At 50.4% G+C, this 24,905-nt stretch carries 26 protein-coding genes; 14 read left to right on the plus strand and 12 right to left on the minus strand.

Translation table 11 applies throughout. From position 1 onward, the window contains the following. Positions 1–52: 52 nt before the first annotated feature. The 3 genes from ACFSDB_RS10180 (at position 53) to ACFSDB_RS10190 (ending at position 2,442) form a co-directional block, all read left to right on the plus strand. The gene (locus ACFSDB_RS10180) at positions 53–1,207 is read left to right on the plus strand and encodes a DUF445 domain-containing protein (protein WP_377339981.1); all 1,155 of its coding nucleotides are present in this window, start codon (positions 53–55) and stop codon (positions 1,205–1,207) included. 19 nt (positions 1,208–1,226) lie between these two features. Next, on the plus strand, positions 1,227–1,574 hold the full coding sequence (locus ACFSDB_RS10185; RefSeq protein WP_204892979.1) for a YlbF family regulator: 348 nt from the start codon (positions 1,227–1,229) through the stop codon (positions 1,572–1,574). 88 nt (positions 1,575–1,662) lie between these two features. Beyond that, on the plus strand, positions 1,663–2,442 hold the full coding sequence (locus ACFSDB_RS10190) for an enoyl-CoA hydratase (protein WP_204892980.1): 780 nt from the start codon (positions 1,663–1,665) through the stop codon (positions 2,440–2,442). A gap of 581 nt (positions 2,443–3,023) precedes the next feature. On the opposite strand, the gene ACFSDB_RS10195 is transcribed toward ACFSDB_RS10190, so the two are convergent. Further along, a complete protein-coding gene (locus ACFSDB_RS10195; protein WP_204892981.1) occupies positions 3,024–3,209 on the minus strand; it encodes a YhzD family protein in 186 nt (61 codons plus the stop codon). 123 nt (positions 3,210–3,332) lie between these two features. Here ACFSDB_RS10195 and ACFSDB_RS10200 point away from each other — a divergent pair, with 123 nt between their 5' ends. The 5 genes from ACFSDB_RS10200 to yhaM all read left to right on the plus strand — a co-directional run bounded on the left by ACFSDB_RS10200 (position 3,333) and on the right by yhaM (position 10,556). Then, positions 3,333–4,232: an ABC transporter ATP-binding protein gene (locus ACFSDB_RS10200; protein ID WP_204892982.1), complete on the plus strand. Its 900-nt coding sequence runs from the start codon at positions 3,333–3,335 to the stop codon at positions 4,230–4,232. Next, positions 4,225–5,475, plus strand: a complete 1,251-nt coding sequence (locus ACFSDB_RS10205) for an ABC transporter permease (protein WP_204892983.1) — start codon at positions 4,225–4,227, stop codon at positions 5,473–5,475. Before ACFSDB_RS10200 ends, ACFSDB_RS10205 begins: the two co-directional genes overlap by 8 nt. Before the next feature lie 100 nt (positions 5,476–5,575). Then, a complete protein-coding gene (locus ACFSDB_RS10210) occupies positions 5,576–6,799 on the plus strand; it encodes a metallophosphoesterase family protein (protein WP_204892984.1) in 1,224 nt (407 codons plus the stop codon). Next, positions 6,796–9,618, plus strand: coding sequence for an ATP-binding protein (locus tag ACFSDB_RS10215; RefSeq protein ID WP_204892985.1), 2,823 nt, complete (start codon positions 6,796–6,798; stop codon positions 9,616–9,618). Before ACFSDB_RS10210 ends, ACFSDB_RS10215 begins: the two co-directional genes overlap by 4 nt. After that, positions 9,615–10,556, plus strand: a complete 942-nt coding sequence (yhaM, locus tag ACFSDB_RS10220) for a 3'-5' exoribonuclease YhaM (RefSeq protein WP_204892986.1) — start codon at positions 9,615–9,617, stop codon at positions 10,554–10,556. The genes ACFSDB_RS10215 and yhaM overlap by 4 nt, the downstream gene beginning before the upstream one ends. A 416-nt stretch (positions 10,557–10,972) precedes the next feature. Here the strand turns inward: yhaM and ACFSDB_RS10225 are convergent, their stop codons facing one another. The 7 genes from ACFSDB_RS10225 to ACFSDB_RS10255 form a co-directional block, all read right to left on the minus strand. After that, positions 10,973–11,863 (minus strand): peptidylprolyl isomerase, encoded by an 891-nt coding sequence (locus ACFSDB_RS10225; RefSeq protein ID WP_204892987.1) that lies wholly within the window; start codon positions 11,861–11,863, stop codon positions 10,973–10,975. A gap of 111 nt (positions 11,864–11,974) precedes the next feature. Beyond that, positions 11,975–12,160, minus strand: a complete 186-nt coding sequence (locus tag ACFSDB_RS10230; protein WP_300991993.1) for a hypothetical protein — start codon at positions 12,158–12,160, stop codon at positions 11,975–11,977. Between the two features lie 59 nt (positions 12,161–12,219). Next, positions 12,220–12,765, minus strand: coding sequence for a DUF3267 domain-containing protein (locus tag ACFSDB_RS10235; protein ID WP_204892988.1), 546 nt, complete (start codon positions 12,763–12,765; stop codon positions 12,220–12,222). 94 nt (positions 12,766–12,859) lie between these two features. Beyond that, positions 12,860–13,432, minus strand: coding sequence for an HTH-type transcriptional regulator Hpr (locus tag ACFSDB_RS10240; RefSeq protein ID WP_204892989.1), 573 nt, complete (start codon positions 13,430–13,432; stop codon positions 12,860–12,862). 132 nt (positions 13,433–13,564) lie between these two features. Next, complete coding sequence (locus ACFSDB_RS10245; RefSeq protein WP_204892990.1) at positions 13,565–13,993, minus strand: YtxH domain-containing protein; 429 nt, start codon at positions 13,991–13,993, stop codon at positions 13,565–13,567. Between the two features lie 148 nt (positions 13,994–14,141). Continuing rightward, positions 14,142–14,672: a tryptophan transporter gene (locus ACFSDB_RS10250; protein WP_204892991.1), complete on the minus strand. Its 531-nt coding sequence runs from the start codon at positions 14,670–14,672 to the stop codon at positions 14,142–14,144. Between the two features lie 110 nt (positions 14,673–14,782). Next, entirely contained in the window at positions 14,783–15,214 is a 432-nt protein-coding gene (locus tag ACFSDB_RS10255; protein ID WP_204892992.1) for an HIT family protein, read from the minus strand. A gap of 104 nt (positions 15,215–15,318) precedes the next feature. Between ACFSDB_RS10255 and ACFSDB_RS10260 the strand changes: the two genes are divergently transcribed. Continuing rightward, positions 15,319–16,068, plus strand: coding sequence for an ABC transporter ATP-binding protein (locus tag ACFSDB_RS10260; protein WP_204892993.1), 750 nt, complete (start codon positions 15,319–15,321; stop codon positions 16,066–16,068). Then, positions 16,052–17,251, plus strand: a complete 1,200-nt coding sequence (locus ACFSDB_RS10265) for an ABC transporter permease (RefSeq protein WP_204892994.1) — start codon at positions 16,052–16,054, stop codon at positions 17,249–17,251. Before ACFSDB_RS10260 ends, ACFSDB_RS10265 begins: the two co-directional genes overlap by 17 nt. Positions 17,252–17,672: 421 nt before the next feature. Here the strand turns inward: ACFSDB_RS10265 and ACFSDB_RS10270 are convergent, their stop codons facing one another. The 3 genes from ACFSDB_RS10270 to ACFSDB_RS10280 all read right to left on the minus strand — a co-directional run bounded on the left by ACFSDB_RS10270 (position 17,673) and on the right by ACFSDB_RS10280 (position 20,468). After that, positions 17,673–18,839 carry an amidohydrolase gene (locus tag ACFSDB_RS10270; RefSeq protein ID WP_204892995.1) on the minus strand — a complete coding sequence of 389 codons (1,167 nt, stop codon included), beginning with the start codon at positions 18,837–18,839 and terminating at the stop codon, positions 17,673–17,675. A 74-nt stretch (positions 18,840–18,913) separates the two neighbouring features. After that, positions 18,914–19,906, minus strand: coding sequence for a sodium:calcium antiporter (locus ACFSDB_RS10275; protein WP_204892996.1), 993 nt, complete (start codon positions 19,904–19,906; stop codon positions 18,914–18,916). A 55-nt stretch (positions 19,907–19,961) separates the two neighbouring features. After that, the gene (locus ACFSDB_RS10280) at positions 19,962–20,468 is read right to left on the minus strand and encodes an antibiotic biosynthesis monooxygenase family protein (RefSeq protein ID WP_204892997.1); all 507 of its coding nucleotides are present in this window, start codon (positions 20,466–20,468) and stop codon (positions 19,962–19,964) included. A 203-nt stretch (positions 20,469–20,671) separates the two neighbouring features. On the opposite strand from ACFSDB_RS10280, the gene hemE reads away from it, so the two are divergent. Genes hemE through ACFSDB_RS10295 form a run of 3 tightly spaced genes read left to right on the plus strand, consistent with a single transcriptional unit; the run spans position 20,672 to position 23,182 of the window. Continuing rightward, entirely contained in the window at positions 20,672–21,718 is a 1,047-nt protein-coding gene (hemE, locus tag ACFSDB_RS10285) for a uroporphyrinogen decarboxylase (protein WP_204892998.1), read from the plus strand. A 44-nt stretch (positions 21,719–21,762) separates the two neighbouring features. Further along, a complete protein-coding gene (hemH, locus tag ACFSDB_RS10290; RefSeq protein WP_204893127.1) occupies positions 21,763–22,677 on the plus strand; it encodes a ferrochelatase in 915 nt (304 codons plus the stop codon). A 40-nt stretch (positions 22,678–22,717) separates the two neighbouring features. Beyond that, positions 22,718–23,182: a FixH family protein gene (locus ACFSDB_RS10295; protein WP_204893128.1), complete on the plus strand. Its 465-nt coding sequence runs from the start codon at positions 22,718–22,720 to the stop codon at positions 23,180–23,182. A gap of 453 nt (positions 23,183–23,635) precedes the next feature. Here the strand turns inward: ACFSDB_RS10295 and yhfH are convergent, their stop codons facing one another. Then, a complete protein-coding gene (gene yhfH, locus ACFSDB_RS10300) occupies positions 23,636–23,761 on the minus strand; it encodes a protein YhfH (protein WP_204892999.1) in 126 nt (41 codons plus the stop codon). A 143-nt stretch (positions 23,762–23,904) separates the two neighbouring features. Between yhfH and ACFSDB_RS10305 the strand changes: the two genes are divergently transcribed. Further along, complete coding sequence (locus ACFSDB_RS10305; protein WP_204893000.1) at positions 23,905–24,897, plus strand: lipoate--protein ligase; 993 nt, start codon at positions 23,905–23,907, stop codon at positions 24,895–24,897. Positions 24,898–24,905: the final 8 nt, after the last annotated feature.

A 24,905-nucleotide genomic window follows, 5' to 3' on the forward strand; every position in this document is an offset into this window, starting at 1 on the left:
TCTTCTATTATAAAGGGATTTGCAAGGATTGACAAAGATGAAAAAGAAATGAGTGAACCCATTGAATATATTTTTGACCTTGCTTTTCATGGCGCTGATCGGCGCGATCATTGGTGGATTCACCAACTTTATCGCCATCAAGATGCTGTTCCGCCCTTACAAGACGCTTTATCTCGGCAAGTGGCGATTGCCGTTCACCCCGGGTCTTATCCCGAAGCGCCGGGATGAACTTTCCACGCAGCTCGGCCGGACCATCGTCGACCATTTGCTGACGCCAGAAACGTTCAAGAAGCGTTTTTTGAATGACGAGATGCGCACACGTACCGAAAATTGGATCCAGCGCCAGCTTGCTACGCATGCCTTTCAGTCGAGCCGTTCATTGAACGACTGGCTTCTGATAGCCAATCAGGAAGGGATGGAAGGGAAGATCGAAGCCAAGCTGGATGAATTGGTCGACCGCCAGTCAGCCTCGCTCCGTGGATACATTGAAGGGAAGACGGTCCGGGAACTGCTCCCGGAAAACTGGAAAACGGAAGCTGAGCATAAAATGATGCACGGCGTAAAATACGCAATCGACCAAGCGACCGATTATTTCGTTTCGTTCGAAGGGCGGCAGACAATCAAAACCTTTTTTGAAGAATTTTTAGCTTCCCGCGGACGGTTCGGTTCCGTGCTGCAGTCGCTGCTTGGGGAATCACGCCCGATCATCGACCGCATCCAACCGGAAATCGTCAAATTCCTCAATTCCCCGAAAACATTCGAGACTGTCGCTTCGCTCGCATACGGCGAGTGGGAAAAGTTTCAGGATAAGAAAGCCGATGACCTTCTAAAGGAATTCGATTTCAATCCGGCTGCAGAATCCGTCAAGCAGTATGTCAAAGAAACAGTCAATGTCCGGCGCCGTTTGGATGCGACACTTGCAGAGACTTGGCCAACAGGGTTAGAATGGACAAGGGAACACCTGACTCCGCTTGTGACGGATTTCATCTTTGAACAAGGGGAAGTCAGATTGGAAGAAGCCTTGCGCAAGATCAATCTTGAAAGCATGGTGAAAGAGCAAGTCGATTCATTTGAACTCAGCCGGCTTGAAGAGCTTGTGCTCGGCATCTCGCGGCGTGAGCTGAAAATGATCACAGTGCTTGGCGCTCTCCTTGGTGGACTGATCGGCATAGTCCAAGGGTTTGTAGCTATAGGGCTGAATCTATAAAAAGAGGAGAATGATTTTAATGGCAGTAAACATTTACGACGATATCAACAAATTGGAAAGCACGTTCCGCAGCACAGAGGAATTCACGAAATTGCAGAAAGCAGTCGAAGAAGTGACAGCTGACAGCGCTTCAAACGAATTGTTCAAGAATTTCCGTGATTTGCAAATCACACTTCAGCAAAAACAGGCGCAAGGCGAAGAAATCACAGAGCAGGAAATGATGGATGCGCAAGCGACTGCAGTAGCGGCACAGGAAAACCCGAAGATCTTGGCGATGCTTGAAGCCGAAATGGGCCTCAGCCAGATCATCGACGAAGTCAACCGCGTATTGATCAAACCGGTTCAATCGCTATACGAATCCATGTAATTTCCATTTAAATAAAGGATATTGCCAAGAAGACACCGAATACGTAAAGATGAATGACAATTCATTTTACGAAGGGGTGTCTTTTTGTATGTATGAAACAATTGAGTTGACGAAACAAGGCCGTACCGGCTACTTGAAATTGAACCGCCCGCAGGCGATGAATGCGATGAACGGCAAGATGATGAAAGAACTTGGGGATTGCTTTGAATCGCTCCATCAGGAAGACTCGCTCCAAGTGCTCATCCTGCATGGCGAAGGCCGGGCATTTTCGGCAGGCGGGGACATCAAAGAAATGATGGATCCGGACAATCCGATGGATATCGACCACGTCATGCAAGACGTTACCCGGCTGGCAAAAGCGCTGTATACGTTGCCGCAGATTACGATCGCTTCGATCAACGGCGCAGCAGCCGGGCTCGCGTTCAGCATGGCGCTTGCCTGCGACCATGTCATCGCGGAGGAAAATAGCAAACTGGCGATGAATTTCATCGGCATCGGCTTGGTGCCCGATGGCGGCGGCCATTTCTTCATGAAAGAGCGGGTAGGGGTACCGAAGGCCAAGCAATTGATCTGGTCCGGACAAATCCTGAAAGCCCATGATGCACTTGCAAAAGGCCTGATAGAAGAAGTGACGGCGGAAGGCCGCGCGATGGAATTCGCGGAAGCATATGCCAGCCAATCACTCCAATCGCCGATTCGGGCAAAACTGGCAAGCAAGCAAATCCTCCACCAATCAAAGACCGAAGAACTGGCAAAAGTGCTCGAAATGGAAGCCGCTGCCCAATCCGCAATGCGCAAAAGCAGCGATCACCTCGAAGGCATCCAGGCCTTCGTCGAAAAACGGAAACCGGTGTTCAAAGGGAACTGACTTTGAAGTAAGCTGGGAAAGAAGAGATTACAGCAAAAGGTGTATTGGAATTTTCTCCAATACACCTTTTGCTTCAGACTGTAAACAAAATCTAATTTAAGTGGAAAGAGATGCATAAGCCCGACCGGGCTGGCCATTTCGCTTTCCGTGGGCTCGGCTTCAGCCGCTTCCCTCGCTTCCCTCGCTTCCCTCGCTTCGCTCAGTCCAGGGTCTTCAGCTCGAGCTGACCCCACAGGAGTCTCTTGGCCAACCCGGTCGGGAGCGTCGCCTGTATCTAAAAGATGAGGTTAGGATACTGATTCTGCTTAGACCTGCTGAGTACAAGCTGCTGGCTTCAAGTCCGAAACGGAAGGCGGCGACTCCAGCGGGACAGCGAAGTGCCGAAATCCACTCGGACGCCAGTCCGAGTTAGTTCGGCGCGAGCCCGCGGAAAGCGTCCGCCTGAAGTGGAGGATGCGGTACAGCTATTCTTAAATGGCTAATGATTCTTTAAGACAAATAAATATTCTTTTGTATAAATGCACTTTCAGTAAAAAGGTGTATTGGAGTCTTCTCCAATACACCTTTTGCTTGTCTTCAAGTTATGAATGGAATAGCACGAGCTTGCCTTCCGGCGAAACGACCCGGTGTGTTTTCTCGAGAAGTGATTTTTCTTCCAGAAGCGCTTGGCCTTTTTCTTTTGCTTGGCTGTCGTTTTCAGCAGTGAATGACTCTTCGGTGATCAGTTCGCCCGTTTTTTCAAAGGCAGTCAATTTATACGTTCTCATGCAGGGACAACTCCTTCTGAATGGTTATTCATTTTCAGTATAGCCGTTTTCCAGAAAAAAGTCCTCCGATTTGTGAAACATTTCAAGCGCCATGCCGTATAAGAAGAAAAGGGGGAATGGAAAATGGCGTTGCGAGTGGAAAATGCTACAAAGCAATTCGGCAGCTTTACCGCGGTAGACAATCTGACGCTGCAGGTCGGCCAAGGCCAGATGTACGGCTTTCTTGGGGCGAACGGCGCAGGGAAAACCACAACGTTCCGGATGATTCTCGGGCTGCTCAATCAGACCAGCGGAACGATCACCTGGAACGGCAAGCCGATTACATATGAAAGCAGCCCGAAAATCGGCTATTTGCCGGAAGAGCGGGGACTGTATCCGAAAATGAAAGTGGAAGAGCAGCTTGTGTATTTGGCGCAGCTGCGCCAAATGCCGGCGGCTGATGCGAAGCGGGAAGCCCATCGCTGGCTGGAGCGGTTTGAAGTTCCGCATTATGCCCAGAAAAAAGTGGAGGAGCTGTCCAAAGGGAATCAGCAGAAAATCCAGCTGATCGCTTCATTGATACATAAACCTTCTTTGCTGATTCTCGATGAACCATTCTCAGGACTGGATCCGGTCAATGTGGAAATGCTGAAGTCCGCCATCCTGGATTTTCAGAAGCAAGGAGCCACCATCGTGTTCTCGAGCCATCGCATGGATCATGTAGAGGAACTTTGTGACGATATGAGCATTCTGGATAAGGGGAAAGTGGTCGTCAGTGGATCGATCCGGGACGTCAAACGCTCTTTCGGCAAACAGAATGTCCGTCTCAAGATGGATGCCGACCTCTCCCGCCTGGGAGGCTTGCAAGGCGTGGAAGGCTTCACAAAAACGCATGACGGAGCCCTGTTCCGGATCGGCCAGGAAGAAACAGCACAGCGGATCTTGGAGGAAGCGATGAAGCTGGGGCCGCTCCGACATTTTGCCATCGAGGAACCGACCTTGGAGGAAATTTTCATCGCGAAAGTAGGGAAAGCGTATGCATAGTTTTTGGATCATTTTCAAGCAGGCTTTCCTGACCAAGGCCCGCACCAAATCGTTTATTATTACGACCCTTGTCGTAGCAGCTTCATTTTTCCTGCTGGCGAATCTATCGAATATCATCGCACTGGTGGACGGGGAAGAAGATGAAACGGACGTGCTGCACGTCATCGATTCTTCTGGAGAACTCTTGCCGTTATTGCAGGAGCAATTGGCTGCGGCCGGCAGTCCGGTCGAAGCTGTGCCGGCAGAGAAGACGGAAGCCGAATTGCGTGAAGGCATCACGGATGGAAGCATCCAGGCATTCCTGGAATTGCAGCAAGAAGGCCAATTGAGCGCAAGGTACGTTTCGGAGTCGGCAAACGGAATGGGCAGTGCGGGAGCGGTCGAGCAGGCCGTCCAGTCCCTGCAGACGGTTCTGGCAGCCGAACAGCTCGGGCTGGAGGGTGCGGAAGTGGCCCAATTATTTGCCCCTGTTGCTTTTGAAAGGGAAGCGGTGTCCGCATCGTCCAAGTCCGAGGAGGAACTGAACCAGTCGCGCGGGCTTGTGTATATCCTGATTTTGCTTATATATGTAGCAGTCATCTATTACCCGAATATGATTGCCATGGAAGTGGCGAATGAAAAATCCTCACGGGTCATGGAAATCCTCATTTCCAGCGTTTCGCCGGTCAAGCATATGTTTGCAAAAATTGCCGGAATCGGGACGCTCGGCATTCTTCAAATGGCTGTATTCGGAGCAGCCGGCTATTTGGCGATCAAAACAGCCGGAACAGAACTGGGCGGCGGAATGTCTGATGTGTTCGGGTTTTCAGACGTTAAAATCAGCACGTTCCTGTTCGCCATCCTGTTTTTCTTATTAGGCTACTTTTTGTATGCTGTGCTTGCAGCGCTGCTCGGCTCGCTTGTCAGCCGGACGGAGGATGTGCAGCAATTGATGCTGCCGATGATGTTCCTCGTGATCATCGCTTCATTTATCGCGTTCTCCGGAATTGCGGTACCGGAAGCGACATATGTCACGGTCGCTTCCTATATCCCGTTCTTCGCTCCGCTCGTGATGTTTTTGCGGGTCGGCATGCTGGAGATCCCTTTGTGGGAACCGCTTCTTTCCATCGCCCTCATGCTGGCGACCATTGGCGTGCTGGGATGGATTGGCGCGCGGGTCTACCGCGGCGGCGTCCTGATGTATGGCCCATCGCAGTCCCTGAAGGACATCCGCAAAGCCATCCGGCTTGGGGAAAATAAATAAAGTTGCCGCTGTCAGCCGGAAGTTTTCGGCTGGCAGTTTTTTTTCGCCAGCGCACATGGTAATATAAGAACAAATATTCGGTTTTCGAAGGAGCTTAATCATGAAGGAAATTCGATTTATTCACACGGCAGATCTGCATTTAGGAAGCCCGTTCACCGGCATGAAAGGCTTGCAGAAAGAACAATGGAAAAGATTGAAGGACAGTACGCTGCTGGCATTTGACCGGCTGGTCGATTATGCGGTGGAACAGCGCCCGGATTTCCTGCTGGTTGCGGGAGATATCTATGACGGGGAGAACCGCAGCCTGCGCGCGCAGCACCGGTTCCAGACCGGGATGCAGCGCCTGGCCGATGAGGGCATTCCTGTCCTGATCAGCCACGGCAACCACGACCATTTGAGCGGGAAATGGACACGTTTCGAGCTGCCGTCGAACGTGCATGTTTTCGGTGCTGAAGTATCCCGGAAAACGCTTGCCATACGCGGTATGGATGTGGCGATTTCAGGATTCAGCTACGGGGAGCGGCATGTCAAGGAATCGAAAGTAAAAGAATATCTTCCGGCAGAAAACAGGGACGCTTTTTATATCGGAATGCTCCATGGCAGCCTGGAAGGGGAAACTGCGCATGCGGTCTATGCACCGTTTACGAAAAACCAGCTGCTGGAGAAAAATTATGATTATTGGGCACTTGGCCATATCCACCAGCGGCAGGAACTGCACGCCGACCCTCCTATCGTTTATCCAGGAAACACGCAAGGGCGGCACCGGGGGGAAAGCGGAACAAAAGGCTTTTACGATGTGCGCCTGTCAAAAAGCGGGGCAAAGCTGGAATTCATCCAGGCTTCAGTTCTGCAATTCGATGAAGTGGAAGTGGACTGTTCCGGAGCTGTGCACATGAACGAGTTGCTGGAAGCCTGCAGCAGCAGCGCGAACCGGTTTGCGGAACAGTGCGGCCCGGCTGCACTGGCGTTGAAGCTGGTCAATCTCGATGCTGAAGCTCTTGAACTCATACAGGAAATTCCGGAAGAAGAGCTGTTGGAAGCAATCCGGGAGAGCGTGGAGGCGCAGGACACGTTTATGCTTGTGCAAAGGGTATCGGCAGCCCGCGGCAATGAAGGCGGCGAACTGTCGCCGATAGCGGAAGAAATCATCGCCAAAATGGACTCCTGGGAAATCGGCGATTGGAAAACCGTATTGAAGGATCTTTATCGCCATCCCAAAAGCGGCCGGTATTTGGAACCGCTGGAAACCGGCGCTGCAGAAGAAGTCAAATCGCTCGCTGCCGAAAAAATCCGCCGAAGCCTTGGAATGGGGTTGAACTCATGAAAATCGAAAAATTAACGATCTATGGTTTCGGCAAGCACCAAGACCGGACGATTGAATTAGGGCCCGAACTGTCGGTTTTTTACGGATCGAACGAAGCTGGCAAGACGACGATCCAGCAATTTATCATCCAGACTTTATTCGGCTATCCGGCAAAAAATCAGAATCTCCGCCGCTATGAACCGAAGAACGGCGGGAAGTATGGCGGCCAGGTGCTGATCAACGATCCGGTTTACGGACGCGTGGCCATCGAACGCATCAAAGGGAAAGCCGCAGGCGATGTGACCCTTTACTTTGAAGACGGCACGCGCGGTTCGGATGCCGAATTGAAGGCGATCTTGCGGGACTACGACCGGGCTTCATTTGAATCGGTGTTTTCATTTTCCATCCACGAGTTGCAAGGGCTGGAGTCCATGACAGAAGAAGAGTTGAGCCGGACGCTGCTGGCTTCGGGCACCACCGGGATGGATGCGGTCGGCAAACTGGAAAGCCGCCTGGAAAAGGAAATGGGCGATGTGTTCAAAAAGAATGGGCGCAATCCGCAGATCAATCAGGCTGTTGAAGAGCTGAGGGCTTTGGAGGCGGAACTGAAAGAACACCGCAGCCAAATGGAATTATATGAACCGTATCTTTCCAGGAGCCGTGAAATTGATGCCCGGCTCGCCGGCATCCTCGAGGAGGAAGCCGCAATCGACTCGGAGATGAAATTGGTCGAGCGCTGGCTTCAGGCGGCGCCGCTGCTCGAAAAATGCCAGGCTTTACAGGCGGAGGCTGCTGTGCTGAAGGCGGCTGAAATGCCGTTGGATGGCCGCCGGAGAATGGATCGGCTGGTGGACCGGCTTTCGGAAGTACAGTCTCAGCTTGCATTGCTCCAAAGGGATCCAGTGCCGCCAACCGTCGCTGCGATAGCCGATACGCAGCAGCTCGAACGGCTGTTGGAAGAGGAATCCGGCTGGCATCAGCTGCAATCTGCACTTCGGAAGGGGCAGGAGGAAGCGGCTAAAATCTCTGCAGAACAGAACCGGCTCCTGTCATTGGTAGGCATGGAGCTTCAGGAAGCGATGCAGGCGGACGTTTCCCTGAACAATGAAGAACGGCTTCTTTCCCATATTGAAGAAGTGGACCAAGAAGAAGAAGAGAACCGTTTCCGTGAGAGGAAGCTGGGAGAAGAAAAAGCGAAGTTGGCCGAAACCGAGAAAGAGCTGAAATTTTTTCTGGCAGGAGAGCCTTCGGAACAAGAGCGCACAGCAGCGGAAGAATGGATGGAGGCTGTCCCGAAATTGGCAGAAGCCAAAGCGGCAAGCCGGGCCAGTAATCGGCAGGATACCCGGAAACTCAGCCTTGGATTGATCGCAATCGGCCTTTTTGGGGCTTTAGCGGGCGCTGTCCAGGGAAACTACTTGCTGGCAGCAATCGCCCTGGCAGCAGCCGGGGCAGGTGTCTGGCAGCTATGGAGTACAAAGGGTGGAGAAAGCCTCCAACCGGAATACGTCCGGTTGCTATCTACCTACGAAGGGCGGGAAGCGGAGTTCGAAGCATTGATCCACAAGCTGGACCGCTGGGACCGGAGGCTGGATGAGTTGCTGGAAGGATTGGAGGCCGCGAAAGAGCGGGTCGCTTCGCTTTCCAAGCAACCCCGAAAGGAAACCGCTGAAGGGGCTTACCGGCAATTTCTGGTGCGCCTTGGACTGCATCCGGAAACCGGTCGGAAAACGATTGTGGAGCTTTTTGCCAAACTTCGGGAAATCCATGCCTTGCATTCGGCAAACGCGAGTCTTCAGCGAGACCTTGAAAAGTATCAGTCCGAGGAGAGGGAATGGCTGCAAAAAGCGGAAAGCGCCTGCGGCATGCACTTATCTTCAGACGGGCTTTTCACGGCTCTGCGGAGGGAACTGGCGAGCAGGCAAGAAAAGTATAACCAAGCCGTCAAGCAGCGCGAAAAAGCCGAAGCCAGGCAAGCAGAACTGGATGCGCTCCAGGCACTTGGGGAACAGATCCGGCAGGAGCAGCAAGTGCTACTCGAAGAAGCCGGCGCGGAGAATCCGGAGGCCTTTTACGCGCTCTGCAGCGATGAGGAGCAGCTTGAAGCCGTGAGGAAAGAACTGGCGCCGATCAAAGCGCAGTTGGCAGCAATCGGCGAGTTGCCGGAAATACGGGGCGAAGAAGCTCCTGTCCACATGGAAGAACTCGGAACAAAGCGGTCCGAGCTGAAAGAGGAGCGCAATTCCCTCCTTGCTGAACAGGCGGAGAAGCTTCAGGCAGCAAAGAATCTGCTCTCGAGCGGTGAATACGAAGATAAACTTCAGCAATACGAGGAGCAGAAAGTGGAGCTTGCCGAGCTGGCAAAGCGGTGGTCCGTCGATAAAGCAATCACCGAAGCGATCCGGCAGACCCTCGGCGAACTGAAAGAAAAGAAACTGCCGGCAGTGATTGAAGCGGCGAGGGCTTACTTCAGCACCCTGACAGGAAATGCCTATAGCGCACTTGAAATGAATCCCCATGGCTTCTTCGAAGCGGTGAGGGAAGATGGCATGCGCTTCCATATAGCAGAGCTCAGCCAAGCGACAAAAGAACAGGCTTACCTTTCCTTGCGACTTTCACTGGCAGTCTCCATGAAGGACAGCCACCCGTTTCCGATCATCATGGATGATCCGTTCGTCCATTTTGATCGCCGCCGGCTCCAGCACGTGATAAACTTAATAACAGAGCTGCAACAGCACCATCAGTTCATATATTTCACCTGCCATGAATCGATGCGGCAAGCTTGGCCAAAAGCCGCTGTCATCGATGTCGCAGCAACTGAAAGGAGTGTCCATTCATGACCAAAGGCATCACCCAGCGCGCCGTCGGCGAGACGATCGACGAGTTTTTGCTGATCAAACAATCCGTCAAAGGGGTTACGACAACCGGCAATCCCTTCATGTCACTCGTCCTGCAGGACAAGAGCGGCGATATAGAAGCGAAATTATGGGATACGAAGGATGAACACGAAAAGGTGTTTGCCGCTGAAACGATTGTCCGGGTAGGCGGAGAAATCCATAGCTACCGCGGCAAAAATCAGCTGCGCATCAAAAGCATCCGCCCGGCAAAGCCGGAAGAAAACCAGTCTATTGCAGATTTGATGCCATCTTCAGAGAAAAGTACGGAAGAGCTTCTCGAAGAAGTGATGCAGTATTTGTTCGAGATGGAAAATCCGCATATTCAGCGGATCACCCGCCATATTCTTAAAAAGTACCAGCAGCAGTTCCTGACATTCCCGGCGGCTACCCGCAATCACCATGATTACGTGTCCGGACTCGCTGACCACGTTGTTTCCATGTTGCAGCTTGGGAAAGCCCTTATCGGCATCTACCCGTCGCTCAACAAGGACTTGCTCTATGCCGGCATCATTCTGCACGACATCGGCAAGGTGTTCGAGTTGTCGGGGCCGATTGCAACAACCTATACAGTCAAAGGCAATCTCTTGGGCCATATTTCCATCATGGTGACGGAAATTGAAAAGACAGCAGAAGAACTCGAAATCGACTCGGAAGAAGTCCTGCTGCTTCAGCATATGGTGTTGTCGCACCACGGCAAGGAAGAGTGGGGGAGCCCGAAAAAACCGATGATCAAAGAAGCGGAAATCCTTCACTATATCGATAACATCGATGCGAAGATGATGATGCTTGACCGCGCACTCGGCAAAACGAAACCCGGCGAGTTCACGGAACGGCTGTTTCCACTGGATAACCGTTCTTTCTACAAACCGACGATTGAATAAAAAAACTCCCGTTCATGAGAACGGGAGTTTTTCAGCTCGTTGAGAAAGATATAAAATGCTTGTCTCTTAACCGATATTCCGCAAAACAGCTTCGTAAACCCGTGTGCTCCTGCGCGCTTGGCAACGAAACACGAAGTGCTGTATAAGCAGTAAGGTTTTCTCCGCTGTTTTGCTCCATATCTCAGACAGCACTGCTAAATAAGTAAGGTCTTGGCTTTCAAAGAACTGTACCAGCGCCGGCGCGTCCAGGGGCTAGGCGAAGCTATGAGACGGGTGCTTTTCCCGGCTCATGGCGAAAGCCATGCCCAAAGCGGCCGAAGCGGGGAAGAATTTATTTCTTTGATTAACTTATCTAACGAAGGTTTCTCTGCTGTCTAAAAAAACTCCCGTTCATGAGAACGGGAGTTTTTCTATGATCATTGGGTTGGAGCTGGAGCTGCTTCGGCGTTGATGATTTCATCCAAAGCGCCTTTCAAGTCTTCATCTTTGATGTCGACTTTTGCGTCTTTCAGCATTTCCGCGATTTTCGGCACTAAAGCAGCCTGGTCAGCTTTAGCCATTGCCAAGTCAGAGCGGATCTGCTCTTTCTGGTCTTCAAGGGCAGGCTGGTCTTCCACTTGGCGCTTTTCAGTCACCTGGATAATATGGAAACCGTGCTGCGATTGGACAGGTTCACTGATTTCATCGACTTCAAGTGCAAATGCCGCTTCTTCGAATTCAGGGACCATTGCACCGGCTCCGAACCAATCAAGGCCGCCGCCGTTTGCTGCAGAGCCTGGGTCTGTGGAGTACTCTTCCGCAAGTTTAGCGAAATCGCCGCCTTCATCCAATTCTTTTTTCACTTTATCGGCAGTTTCCTGATCCGCTACAAGGATGTGGCGGGCATTCAATTCCGTGCCTTGGCGTTCGTATTGCTGTTGGATTTCTTCATCCGTCACTTCGACGCCGTCTGTCAACGCTTTTTCCTGCAACAGGTTCAAGCGGATGACTTTTTTATAGCTTTCTTCTGTCTGGTTGTTCTGTTCAAGGAATTGGTCGAACGTGTCGCCCATTTCTTCTTTATTTTTTTTGAATTCGGCTTCAACTTCATCGTCGGTTACTTCATATTTGTCGGCAAGGACTTTCTCGATCATAAGGATCTGGATCGCTTGGTCGCCGACCGATGTTTTCATTTCTTCATAAAGGTCTTCTTTTGAAATATCGCCGACTTCTGACGATACAATCACTTCACCGTCTGAGCTGTCGCTGCAAGCAGCTAAGGCCAGTACAGAAGCAGCCAATGACAGGGTTAATATGGATTTCTTCATTTTATTCGCTCCCAACTTTCTATCTAGATGCAGTAGTTACTATACCATAAACGTTTAAAAAATCAAAAAGTTTCCTATAAAAAAAAGTTCAGATGCCGAAGGCAAATGAACTCATGGAGTAAATTCTACACCTACATACAATGATACTAATAGAATCGTAATCAATATATTGATGGTCCGGAAAATTTTCTGGTGATTTTCTTCCGGAATTTCCCGAGAAGTGACGAGTGCCAGTGTCATACGGTTGATCTGGAACAGGTAAAACACAGAAAACATAACTACAAATGCGATAATCATGGATTTCCTCCCCTCTGACTTAGCATCTAGTATAGCAAATGCGGAGAGAAAAAACACGATTAGACAATCGCTTCAGGTACAAGGATCTCGAATCCGGTCTCTGTTTCTTCAATCAGTGCATCTTTTGGAGAATGGGCGAGGTTGCGGATATAGATCAGATCCGTCAAGCACAAGCCGCTGTGATAGGCGAGCAGTACAGCGAAATAATGGCTGTAGCTCGGCATAAGCATGCTCATGACAACAATCACTGAATTAATCACCAGGAACGGCGAAAGCAGGGTCATGAGAAAACGCAGTTTTGGCACCGGCTCATCGATGTGCAGAGAAATGAGCGGCAGGATGCCCATCCGTTTTTTGACGATCAGACGGATGCATTTCCGGCAGCCGAGAAGCGGCAGCAGATGAAAGAGCTTATGAAGCGGATAGATGGCAAGGATGGCCGCAATGAATAACAGGAAGTTCTGATCCGAAAGAGGATCGGAATACAGTATGTTCAGTATGATATAAAAGCTCATAAAAACACCGAGCGCTATAAGTCCAGACATCATGTAAAGGCGGTCGTGGCCGTATTGTTTTTTCACGTTGATGGTTTTCCAGCAATGCATTGGTTTGCATCTCCTAAAAGTCGATTTCTCTTTTGAGTCGATACATACAATACAACGATTTCAACCTAATTGCAACCATCTGTGATATTAAATTTTAGAGAGCGTTTTCACTCTTTTTCTCGGATCCAATGATGTGGTTTTCTTCGCTGAATTTTGTCTCGAGATTTTTGAAAGAGGCTTCGAAGATCTCCATGAAGTCATTGCCGTAAATATTGCGGATAATGGCCATTACATCCATGAATTCCGGGAATTTGCCGTACAGGCTTCGGAGCGGCAACGAGCTTTCGATGACGGTATGGGGAGTGTCATGGTATTTCTCAATCATCTCCTGCATAAGCTCTTCGCCCTTAGGAGTCAATTCCACATATGTATTGCGCTTGTCGGTGTCGCGTTTTGAAAAGGCCAGCAATTCCCGTTCTTCCAGCTTCTTTGAGAAGTTAAAGGCGGTGGAAACATGCATAACGCCGAACTTGGCGACATCGGAAATCGAGGCGCCTTTCAAGTGATAGGCAATCCATAAAATATGATGTTCATTGATATTCAAATCATAAGGTTTTATCCATAACTGCCAGTCTTTTTCAACGGCTTTCCATAAAGCTTTCGACAACTGGCCAATCCTTTGGCTGAACATCATCGCTTCTTTCATCGTATAATCGCGCTCGGTCATAAAAGCACCAACTCTCCCCGTTAATGTTTTCCCTTATTATAGCAATAAAGCAAAACATAATGAAGTGCGAATAATAAAAAAATTTGAAATAAAAAAATTGGAATAAAAAAAACTGCCAAAAGGCAGCTGTTTTTATGAATGGTCGATCACTTTGACCGACTCGTCTTCATCATGCGCGTCGTTTTTATCTTTTTTGTCTTTGCTGATGGAGTTCTGCAAAGCTTCAATTGCATTCTGGATGGCCAGGATTTCAAGCTGCAAATGCTCTTTTGCAGGAGCAGTGCTTTCCTTCCAGGTTTCCATTGAGGCTTTCAAGCCATTCGTTGCTTCCGGTACGGTCGTTTTTGTTTCTTCTTTCAAGTTGTTGACCGATTCTTTGAGTTCGTTCACTTTCTCTTTTACATCCGTCATTTTTTCTTTCCAGTCATCTTTCCAATCGGATGACGCCGTCTTCACCGAAGTACGAAGATCTTTCCCGGATTGGGGTGCTGAAAATAATGTGGTTGCCGCTCCAGCGGCCAGGCCTGTCGCAAGCCCTAAGAAAAATGTCGATGCTTTCATTAGCAAAACGCCCCTTTCGTCCTATATCGTTCTTTTCCTTTATTTCACCTAATTAAAACATAAAAATGAATGACTGCTCAATGAAAAAAGCTTTTCGGCGGTATTCCGCCGAAAAGCTTTGAACAACAAACCCTTTGCCGCCGCGCGTTTAAGCGGATTGGGTTGCTGCCGTTTCAAACTTCGAACGTTTGACCAGCGTCAAGACGATCGGGTAGATCAAGCCGAACGCAATTCCGTTGATCAGCATCGCAGGTACCACAACAGTCACGAACAATGCGCTGAAGGGGATATCCGCGCCAACTACAAAAATGGCTGCTGACAGGAAAATCGCGCCTGATAAAGCTGTGCCGCCAGCCGCCAATGCGATGGATGCCGGCAGTTTTGCTGCATATTTCTTCAGGATCAAGACTGCCGCCAAAAAGACGAAAGCAGTAACGAACTTATCGATGATGTTCGGAACAAATCCGCCCGGGAATGTTGAAAACAGTCCTGAAATTACACCGGTAGTTACCGCTAGCAGAAAAACATTTTTTGTATAAGGGAATAATAATATTCCGATAAACATCATTGTCAGCATGAAATCGGGCTTCATTCCGCCGTTGAATCCCGGAATGATCACATAAAGTGCTGCACCGACACTGACCAGCATTGCCATTAAAACCAAATTCTTCGTATTCATTTCTCATCTCTCCTCAGCTCAAGGCTATTTGTTTTTGGCTTCTCCCGGACGTGCCCTCGTGGCCGCCGGCGAAAAACTTATTCTGATTCTATCTCTTCCGGACCGGTAAATCAAGTGGCGGGGGTTAATTTCATTTTCACTTGCTCAGCCAGCTCCTGGATGCGCTCGGCTGTAAACTCTTTTTCCTTCGTCATCCACTTTGCACCAAAGCCGTCTGTTTCGCCGTAGCGCGGGATGAAATGCAGGTGGAAATGAAAGACGCTCTGTCCGGCCTTGGCACCGTTGTTATTGAGCAGGTTCATGCCTTCGGGCTGGAATGTCTCGTTTATGGCCGATGCGATTTTTGGTGCCGCACTGAACAGGTTGGCTGCTTCAGCGGGCGAAAGATCATAGACAAATTCACGGTGGGTTTTCGGAACAAGCAATGTATGCCCTTTGGAGAGCGGCATGATATCCATGAATGCATAGACATGTTCATCTTCATAAATCTTAACGCTTGGAATATCGCCAGCTATGATCTTGCAGAAAATACAATCCTTCATTTTCATCATCCTTTCCATTTTTTCCAGTTTACCATATATAATTTTCAGAAAAGAAATCATCCGCCACATTTGATACAATGAACGAAGAGAAAGAGGTGTTGAGATTGGCAATTTTAGAAGTCCAGTCGCTGACAGGGGGCTATACACGGAAACCGGTCCTGCAAGACGTGACATTTTCTATCAAAAAAGGGGAACTGGTCGGCTTGATCGGCTTGAACGGGGCCGGAAAGAGTACGACGATCAAACACATCATCGGGTTGATGCAGCCGCAGTCCGGGGAAATCCGGCTGAACGGCAAAACATTCGAAGAAGACATGGATGCATACAGGTCTTCGTTTTCTTACATACCCGAGACACCGGTTCTGTATGAAGAACTGACTTTGCGCGAGCATCTGGAATTGACGGCGATGGCCTACAATATCGAACCGGCGGTGTTCGAGAAGCGTTCTGCTGAACTGTTGAAGGAATTCCGCATGGAAAAACGGCTGAATTGGTTCCCGTCGCACTTTTCTAAAGGGATGCGCCAAAAAGTGATGATCATGAGTGCGTTCTTGATCAACCCGGCACTGTACATCATCGATGAACCGTTTGTCGGGCTCGATCCGCTCGGCATCAAGTCGCTGCTGGACCAGATGGAACAGCAAAAGAAAAAAGGGGCCTCGGTGCTGATGTCGACCCATATCCTGTCGACTGCCGAGCGCTATTGCGACCGCATCATCCTGCTCCACAACGGACGGGTGCGGGCGATGGGCACAATGAATGACCTCCGGAAAGCGTTTGCGATGCCGGATGCTTCACTGGATGATTTGTATATTGCCATGACTGAGGATGCTGCAAATGAAGAACTTGCATGAAGTGTGGTCCAGTCGCCTCCAAAAATATACTATAGAAGTCCAAAATTACATGAAATATATCGTCACTGGCCATATCGCGGTCGTCATGCTGTTTGCCATTGGCGCGGCAGGCTATGCATACAGCAACTGGGTCCAGAATGTCCCGCCCGGTTTTCCGGGCGCCTGGCTGTTGGCTGTGGTATTCGGCCTGCTGCTCGCTTATAGCCCGCCGTCGTCCTTATTGAAAGCGGCGGATATGGTTTATTTCCTGCCGCTCGAAAGCAAACTCGATGAATATGTGAACCCGGCTTTGAAATGGTCGTTTTTCTCGCAGCTGCTTCTGCCGGTCGTGGCGTTCATCGTTTCGCTGCCGATGGTCAATGCGCTTTACGGGCTGCCGTCGTCACTTTTGATCGGTCTGCCGATTCTGCTCCTTCTATTGAAGTGGTGGAGCATCCAGACGGAATACGCGTTCCGGAAAGCGCGCGCCGGTCGCGACGCGTGGCTGGACCGCCTTGTCCGCTTTGCGCTTGTCCTTGGTTTTGTATATTTGTATGTCATTGGCCAATTGGTGATCGCCGTTGTGGTGCTGTTTGCCATCATTCTATATGGCAGGTGGGTGAAACAGCAGGCGGCAGGCAAGCCGTTTCCGTATGAGCACTTTATCGGGCTCGAGGAGAACCGCATGCTGCGCTTTTATCAGTTTGCCAATTATTTCACCGACGTGCCTCATCTGAAAGGGAAGATCAAAGAGCGCCGCTGGCTGGACTGGGTGTATAAATTCATCGGGAAAGGCCCGGAGAATGCCCATTATTATCTGGTCTGGCGCACGTTCATTCGGTCTGATGAAATGTTCTATCTCTGGGTGCGACTCACCGTGATTTCCATGGCGGGTGTGTGGCTAATCCCGTTCCCGGTTGCCGCAGTGATCTTTGCAGCCGCACTGGCCTTTGCCTCGTCAATCCAGATCTGGCAGGGGCTGAACCAGACCCAGTATTTCCGCATGGACAACCTGTTCCCGCTGAGCCGTTTCAGCAGGCAGCAGGCAGTAAGGAAACTTGTCCTGCTGTTGCAGGTCCTTCAGGCCTTGCTCGTTGGAGCAGCTTCATTCGCAGCAGGGGAGCCCTTGGTTGCGTTGATTATTATAGCAGCGGTCCTTGCAGTTTCTGCCGTGACAATCGCTTCCGCTAAAAAACGGAAATGAAGAAAGCCCTTCGCACTCAATGTGAAGGGTTTTCTAGAATGTCGAGAAACATTTTATAAATTGGTTAATAAAAGAAGATCAACTTTTTACACCGCTTCGGTCGCTTAGGGAAGGGCAAAGACCATTGTTTCTGCATCGCTACGCTAGCTTCGAAACAGGAAGAGCATTGCTCCTGCGCAAGCTCGTCGCAAAAGAGGTGCCCAAAATCTTTTGTGCACCTCTTTGGCTTACGCTATGAGCCGAGAAGGGCACTCGTCTCATAGCTTCGCCTAGCCCATGGACGGGCCGGCGCTAAATAGCTCTTGATAAGTTGAGAGCTCGTGTCGTCAATTTGATTTTTCATTATAAAAGATAAGGAATTTCTATCTTCCTCAACAAGCAGCAAAAGCCCTTCGCACTTGATGCGAAGGGCTTTCCTTTTTTATTCCTGATAATTGATGGCAGCTGCTGCTAAGGTTTTGGCAGCGATCAGCATCGCTTCTTCCTTGAAATCGAATTTCGGATGGTGGTGGGGGAATCCTTCACCGTCCGGCTGTGCTCCTGTAAAGAAGAAGGTACCCGGTACTTTTTGGAGATAGTAAGCGAAATCTTCTCCGCCCATTTGCGGGGGAGCGTCGTATACTTCGGTGACGCCTGGTACATTCGCTGCGATGTCTCTCAAATACAAGGTCTCTTTTTCGTGATTGACTACCGCCGGATAGCCGCGTGTGAATTTGAACTCGGCGCTGCTGTCCGTTGCAAGGCTTGTGCCGTCAACGACGCGCTTCATTTCCTGCTCCATCAGATTGCGGTTTTCTTCCGTGAAAGTGCGCACGGTGCCCGACAGCTTCGCTTGATCAGCGATGATGTTGTAGGGATTTTCGGCAACGAACGATGTGACAGAAAGGACGGCTGATTCGAGAGGATCCACTCGGCGTGCGACCAATTGCTGCAGGTTCGTCACAAGCTGTGAGCCGATCACAACAGCGTCTTTGGTTTCGTGCGGGTTTGCGCCGTGGCCGCCGCGCCCCTGGATTTGAATGTCGAATGCGTCAGCTGCCGCCATGAACGGTCCGACGCGGTAATCGATGCGGCCGTAAGGGGAAGTGGACCAGAGATGCGTGCCGAAAATGACGTCGACACCATCAAGCGCCCCCGCTTCGATCATCGCCTGTGCTCCGCCCGGAGCGATTTCTTCAGCATGCTGGTGGATCAGCACGTATGTGCCGGCCAGTTCATGGCGCATCATGTGCAGGGTTTTTCCAAGCACCAGAAGGGTGGCGGTATGGCCGTCATGGCCGCAGGCATGCATAACGCCCGGGACAGTCGATTTGTAAGGGACCTCTTTTTGGTCATCGATCGACAATGCGTCGAAGTCTGCGCGGAGTGCTACGGTCTTGCCGGGCTTGCTGCCGCGGATTGTGGCAACGACCCCATTTCCGCCGACGCCGTGTTTGACCTCTACACCGAGCTGTTCGTAATAATGCCGTATGTAGTAGGCGGTTTTCGTTTCTTTGAAGGAAGGTTCCGGATGCATATGCAAATGCCTGCGGATGTCCACCATTTCTTCATAGCTTGTATCTAACTCTGCGTAGATTTTTTCCAACATTCGATAAACCCCTTTCAATTCCTAAAATCCTGAATAAATAAAGGATAGCACAAAAAAAGAGCCGCTTGGCCCTTTTAGTAGGTGAAATTCAGGTAGGAAGCGACAAAGTAGATAAGAATGATCACAATTGACGGCAGCGAATAGGTCAAGGTTGACATCGTTTTTCTCTGGACGAGCGAGAAAAGAGCCAGGATCGTCATGAAGAACACGCCAACTGCGATGATCATATGCGATCCGGATACCGCCGACAGGATGGGGCCCGCTGTATAGACAGGATCGGACAGCGCCAGGATGATCATGTTGAAGACGTTGCTGCCGAAAATGGCACCGACAGCCATATTGACGTTGCTGAGACGCAAAGCGACAAATACGGAAATGGCTTCCGGCAGGGAAGTCGTAGCGGCAATCAAAAAGCTGCCGATAAAGCTCGAGCCGATGCCGGTGATGATTGCGATTTGGTCGCCGAGCACCGACAAGGCCGTCCCGGCACCGAGAATGATGATAGCGGCAACCACAAAGCGGGCAAGAGCCGCTTTTGCCGACAGGTCGGCGGTCGGATTCCGCGGTTCGGTCTCGGGCACTTCAACGTTCGCTTCGGGCTGTGACTTGGGCAGCCGGTTGATGAGGACCATGCCTAGGATGTAGGCGGCCCCGATGATCAGCGCATCCAGTCCGATTCCCAGGATCGATGCGTCAATCCGCAGCCATAATGCCGTGATGACCAGCACCGTCAACAACAGGCCCAGCAAAGCGGTATACACATGGTCGCGGGAAGCGGTCTCCAGAATGCGGCGGCGTCGCAGCAGGAAGTCGAACATCGCCAAGATGAATAAATTGAACAAATTGGATCCGACCATGTTGCCGACCGCGATATCGGCATTGCCGATTGCGGCTGCGGAGATGCTGGTGGAGATTTCAGGGAGCGATGTAGCACCTGCCAGCAGGAGCGTACCCACCATCATGCCGCCCATTGCTGTTTTCTCGCTGATGACGTCCGCGTATTGCGATAGTTTGATCGCGGCAAAAACGGTGACTGCAGCGGCAAGAATAAAATAAACGAAAACCAAAGCGGAACCTCCTATCTAAAAATGCAGGCAACCTTTTTCAAGGCTGCCTGGATTTTCATTCTTCCGGTTTTGCTTTATAGGTCGTGATATACGAGGCGCCGGAGAAGATGTGCTGGCGCTTTTCAGCCGGGGCTTCATCGGAATTTGAATGGGCTTTGGCGAAAGCCTGGGATTCTTTCCACTTTTCGAAGAAAGCGGGGGATTCCCATTCGGTCAATACCACGTAAGTGTCGGAATCCAACGGGCGCAAGACCCGGAAAGCGACATAGCCCGGTTCGTTCTCGATCGCGCCTGCACGGTTTTTGAAGCGGTGCTCGAAAATCGGTCGGCCTTCATCAGTCACCGGAATATTATTGAAGACAAAAAAGCCTTTTTCCTTGAATGTCCCGGTACCGTCGACAACTTCATAGCGCCGCGGCGTCTGAAAAATGCTTTTCCCTTCAGTTTCATGCAGCAGGAGAGTGGTGTTTTCGCCCTGCATCAGCACCATCGTTTCATCCGGGTGCTTTTCGCGCATTTTTTTCATAAAATCGTACGTTCCAGTGGTCATAAATAAGTTCATTTGAATTCCTCCTCAACAAGTCTCTCATTATATAGCCTTCCCTTATAAAAAATGCTTGAAACACAAAATGGCAAACGCGTGAAGTGAGAAGCGTCTAATTTATGACATTTGCAGAAGGATTCTATACAATAGGATGCGGAGCGTCTATAGTAAATACGGATATAGAACGATTTATGAGAAGAATCGAAAGGATGTATAACGAAATGACACAATTCAATGATACGTTTTTGAGGGCGGCGCGCGGGGAAAAGACCGACCATGTACCTGCTTGGTATATGCGCCAAGCTGGCCGTTCGCAGCCTGAATACCGGAAGATCAAAGAAAAATATTCCCTCGAGGAAATTACCCACCAGCCGGAGCTTTGTGCCTACGTCACGAAATTGCCGGTCGACCAGTACAACGTCGATGCGGCGGTCCTGTACAAAGACATCGTGACACCGCTCCCGGCAATCGGCGTGGATGTGAAAATCAAAGCGGGCATCGGCCCGGTCATCGATAACCCGATCCGCACGATGGCGGATATCGAACGCCTCGGCGAGATCAATCCGGAGCAGGATGTGCCGTTCGTGCTTGAGACGATCCGCATCCTGACACAGGAACAATTGAATGTGCCATTGATCGGATTTTCCGGTGCACCGTTTACATTGGCGAGCTACATGATTGAAGGCGGCCCTTCCAAGAGCTATAACAAGACAAAAGCGATGATGGTGTCACAGCCGCAAATGTGGTTTGCGCTGATGGACAAGCTAGCCGATACCATCATCCCTTATGTGAAAGCCCAGATCAAAGCAGGCGCCAAAGTGATCCAGATCTTCGATTCATGGGTCGGGGCATTGAACGTGGAAGACTACCGCATCTTCATCAAACCGGTCATGGAGCGGATTTTTGCGGAACTCCGCACAGAAGGTGTGCCGCTTATCATCTTCGGCGTGGGCGCAAGCCATCTTGCGAAAGAATGGCATGACCTTCCGGTGGACGTAGTCGGCCTCGACTGGCGCCTGCCGATTTCCGAAGCGCGCGCAATGGGCTTGACGAAAACTTTGCAGGGCAATTTCGATCCATCTTATTTATTGGCGGACTGGCCGATCATCGAAGAGCGCGTGAAAGCGATCTTGGACATGGGCATGCAGCAGGACGGCTATATCTTCAATCTTGGGCACGGAGTTTTCCCGGAAGTGAATCCGGATACGCTGAAACGCCTGACTTCGTTTGTACATGAATACAGCGCTGCTCATAAAGCAGGCAAGTGACGAACAACAACTATTCCTATGAGGTGATTTCTTTGAAGAAGACAATGGGTTTATTGGTGATGGCGTATGGAACGCCTTACGAAGAAGCGGATATTGAACGTTATTACACACACATCCGGCGCGGCAGAAAGCCGAGCGAAGAAAGTCTGGAAGATTTGAAGAGCCGCTATAAAGCGATCGGCGGATTGTCGCCGCTGGCAAAAATCACGCAAGACCAGGCAGATGCCCTGGGAGCGCGCCTGAACGAAGTGCAGGATGACATCGAGTTCAAAGTTTATTTGGGCTTGAAGCACATCGAACCATTTGTCGAAGACGGCGTGGAAGCGATGCACCGCGACGGCATCACAGAAGCTGTATCAATCGTCCTTGCACCGCATTTTTCAACGTTCTCTGTGAAGTCCTATAACGGACGTGCAGCTGAAGCGGCTGAAAAAGCGGGCATTCGCTTGACTTCAGTCGAAAGCTGGTACCAAGAGCCGAAGTTCATCCAATATTGGAGCGAAAAAGTAAGTGCAGCGTTTGCGGAAATGAGCGACGAAGAGCGTGCGAAATCGTGCCTGATCGTTTCTGCACACTCCTTGCCGGAGAAAATCATTGCCAATGGCGACCCTTATCCGGATCAATTGAAGGAAACAGCAGACTTGATCGCAGCTGCAGCCGGCGTTGAAAACTACGAAGTCGGCTGGCAGAGTGCCGGCCAGACACCGGAACCTTGGATCGGGCCGGACGTGCAGGATTTGACGCGCGACCTGTTCGAGCAAAAAGGCTATACATCATTCGTCTATACGCCAGTCGGCTTTGTAGCGGATCACCTGGAAGTGCTGTTTGATAATGATTATGAATGCAAAGTGGTATGCGATGAAATCGGCGCCACATACAGACGCCCAGAAATGCCGAATGTCCAGCCATTGTTCATCGATGGATTGGCAGACGTGGTATTGAGAAAACTGGCTGAATAAAGCTCGGGCAGAAAAAGAAGGGGCGGAGACGACCTTGAAAATGAAACAGCTGACACTGTTGATGCTGGTATTTCTCTTGCTCGCTGCCTGTGGAAACGAAGAAAGCGGGACGGCTAGCAGCGGGAACATCGAGCCGCTGACAGTGGAAATCTTGACGCCGGAAAAAGTCGAGGCTGAAGAGCCGACGCTTTTGTCGGCTTCCGTCATGCAAGGTGAAGAAACTGTGGAAGACGCGGACGAAGTGATTTTTGAGGTTTGGGAATCAGGAAACCGCAACGGCGCAGAAATGATCGAAGCGAAACATACAAAAGACGGCGTTTATGAAGCGGAAGCGGAACTTGGAGAAGGCCTGTATTTTATCCAGGCCCACACCACCGCCCGTTTGATGCACGCCATGCCGAAACAGGAAGTGACGGTCGGAAATCCGGACCCGGCATCAATCGTTCCGGATGACAGCGATGACACTGAAGGCATGAAAAACGTCGAAGAACATACCGGACATTAAATGAATGCAAAAGAAAGCCGCCCATGGTTCTATGGGCGGCTTTCTTGCTATTGGAAAAATTCTTGAATATGTTAATAAAAGAAACAAACTATATACCGCTTCGGCTGCTTTGGGCATGGCTCCCGCCAGGAGCCGAGAAGAACACTCGTCTCCTGGCTTCGCCCAGCCCGTGGACGCGCCGGCGCTAGATAGGCTCTCTAAAAAAGAAAGGTTCAAGTTAGGACCCGGTTCATAAGAAATCTCTGAGATATGGAGCAAAACAGCGGAGACGCCTGCGGGAATAGCGTAGTGCCGAGATCCACTCGGGCGCATAGCCCGAGTTGGCTCGGCGCAAGCCCGCGGCAAGCGCAGCTGTTTTGCGGAATATCGGTTTACGAAGTAAAAGACTGGAAATTTATATCTTTCTCAACAAGCTGAAAGCCGCCCGTGAATCCCACAGGCGGCTTTCGTTATTTAGAGATTATTGCAGGAATCACATTGGCTTCCGTAGCATTCATGCTGTTCATCGATTTTTTCTCCACAAGTTGTACATTGTTTAGGGGGCAGGTTTTTGAAAAATTCTACGACATTTTCAATCATTTTCTCCACTCCTTTTTGTTATAGTACTGTTGGTGTTTATAGAAGTGTATTATAACAGTTTCGATCCGTCAACCCTTAACCGTGAACTTTTTCAAATTATCCGTTAAAATAGAGGAAGAACCGTACGTAAAAGGAGAGAAATCATGTATTTCGTAGACAATAACGGCATTACTGACCCGCGCATCAATTTGGCCATCGAAGAATATTTATTGAAGAATATGGATGTTGAGAAAGATCCGTTCCTGCTGTTCTATATCAATGAGCCTTCCATCATCATCGGCAAGAACCAGAACACAGCAGAGGAGATCAATACGGATTATGTGGATTCTAACGGTATCCATGTCGTGCGCCGGCTTTCCGGCGGCGGTGCGGTCTACCATGACCACGGCAACCTGAACTACAGCTTTATTACCATAGATGACGGCAACAGCTTCCGCAATTTCCGCAAGTTCACCGAGCCGGTGGTTCAAGCGCTTCAAAGCCTAGGCGTCAACGCTGAGCTTTCGGGCCGCAACGACTTGATGGCGGAAGGCCGGAAGATTTCGGGCAACGCGCAATTCTCGACGCGCGGACGCATGTACAGCCATGGAACGCTGCTGTTTGATACCGAAGTGGAGGCCGTTGTATCGGCGCTAAAAGTCAGCAAGGAAAAAATCGAGTCGAAAGGCATCAAGTCGATCCGCAGCCGCGTCGCGAACATTTCCGAGTTTCTTGAGAACCCGATGTCTGTTACGGAATTCCGTTCTGCCATCCTGCATTCGATTTTTGATGGCGAAGAAAACGTCCGGTATTATGAATTGACGGAGCAGGATTGGGCCGGCATCCATGAAATTTCAAAAGAGCGCTACGGCAACTGGGACTGGAATTACGGCAAATCGCCGAAGTTCAATGTCAAGCATTCGCACCGCTTCCCGGTCGGCGGTATCGATGTCCGTCTTCAGGTCGAGAACGGCACTGTCCAGGATGCCAGCATCTACGGCGACTTTTTCGGCGTGGGCGATGTCTCGGAAATCGAGGAGGCCATCACAGGCGTCAAGTACGAGCGCGCTGCGCTTGATGAAGCGATCAGCGGATTCGATATTCCGAAATATCTCGGCGGCATCACGAAAGAAGAGTTCCTCAAATTAATTTATTAAGAATTAGT

It is taken from the genome of Planococcus chinensis (genome assembly GCF_042681545.1).
GTDB lineage: Bacteria > Bacillota > Bacilli > Bacillales_A > Planococcaceae > Planococcus > Planococcus chinensis.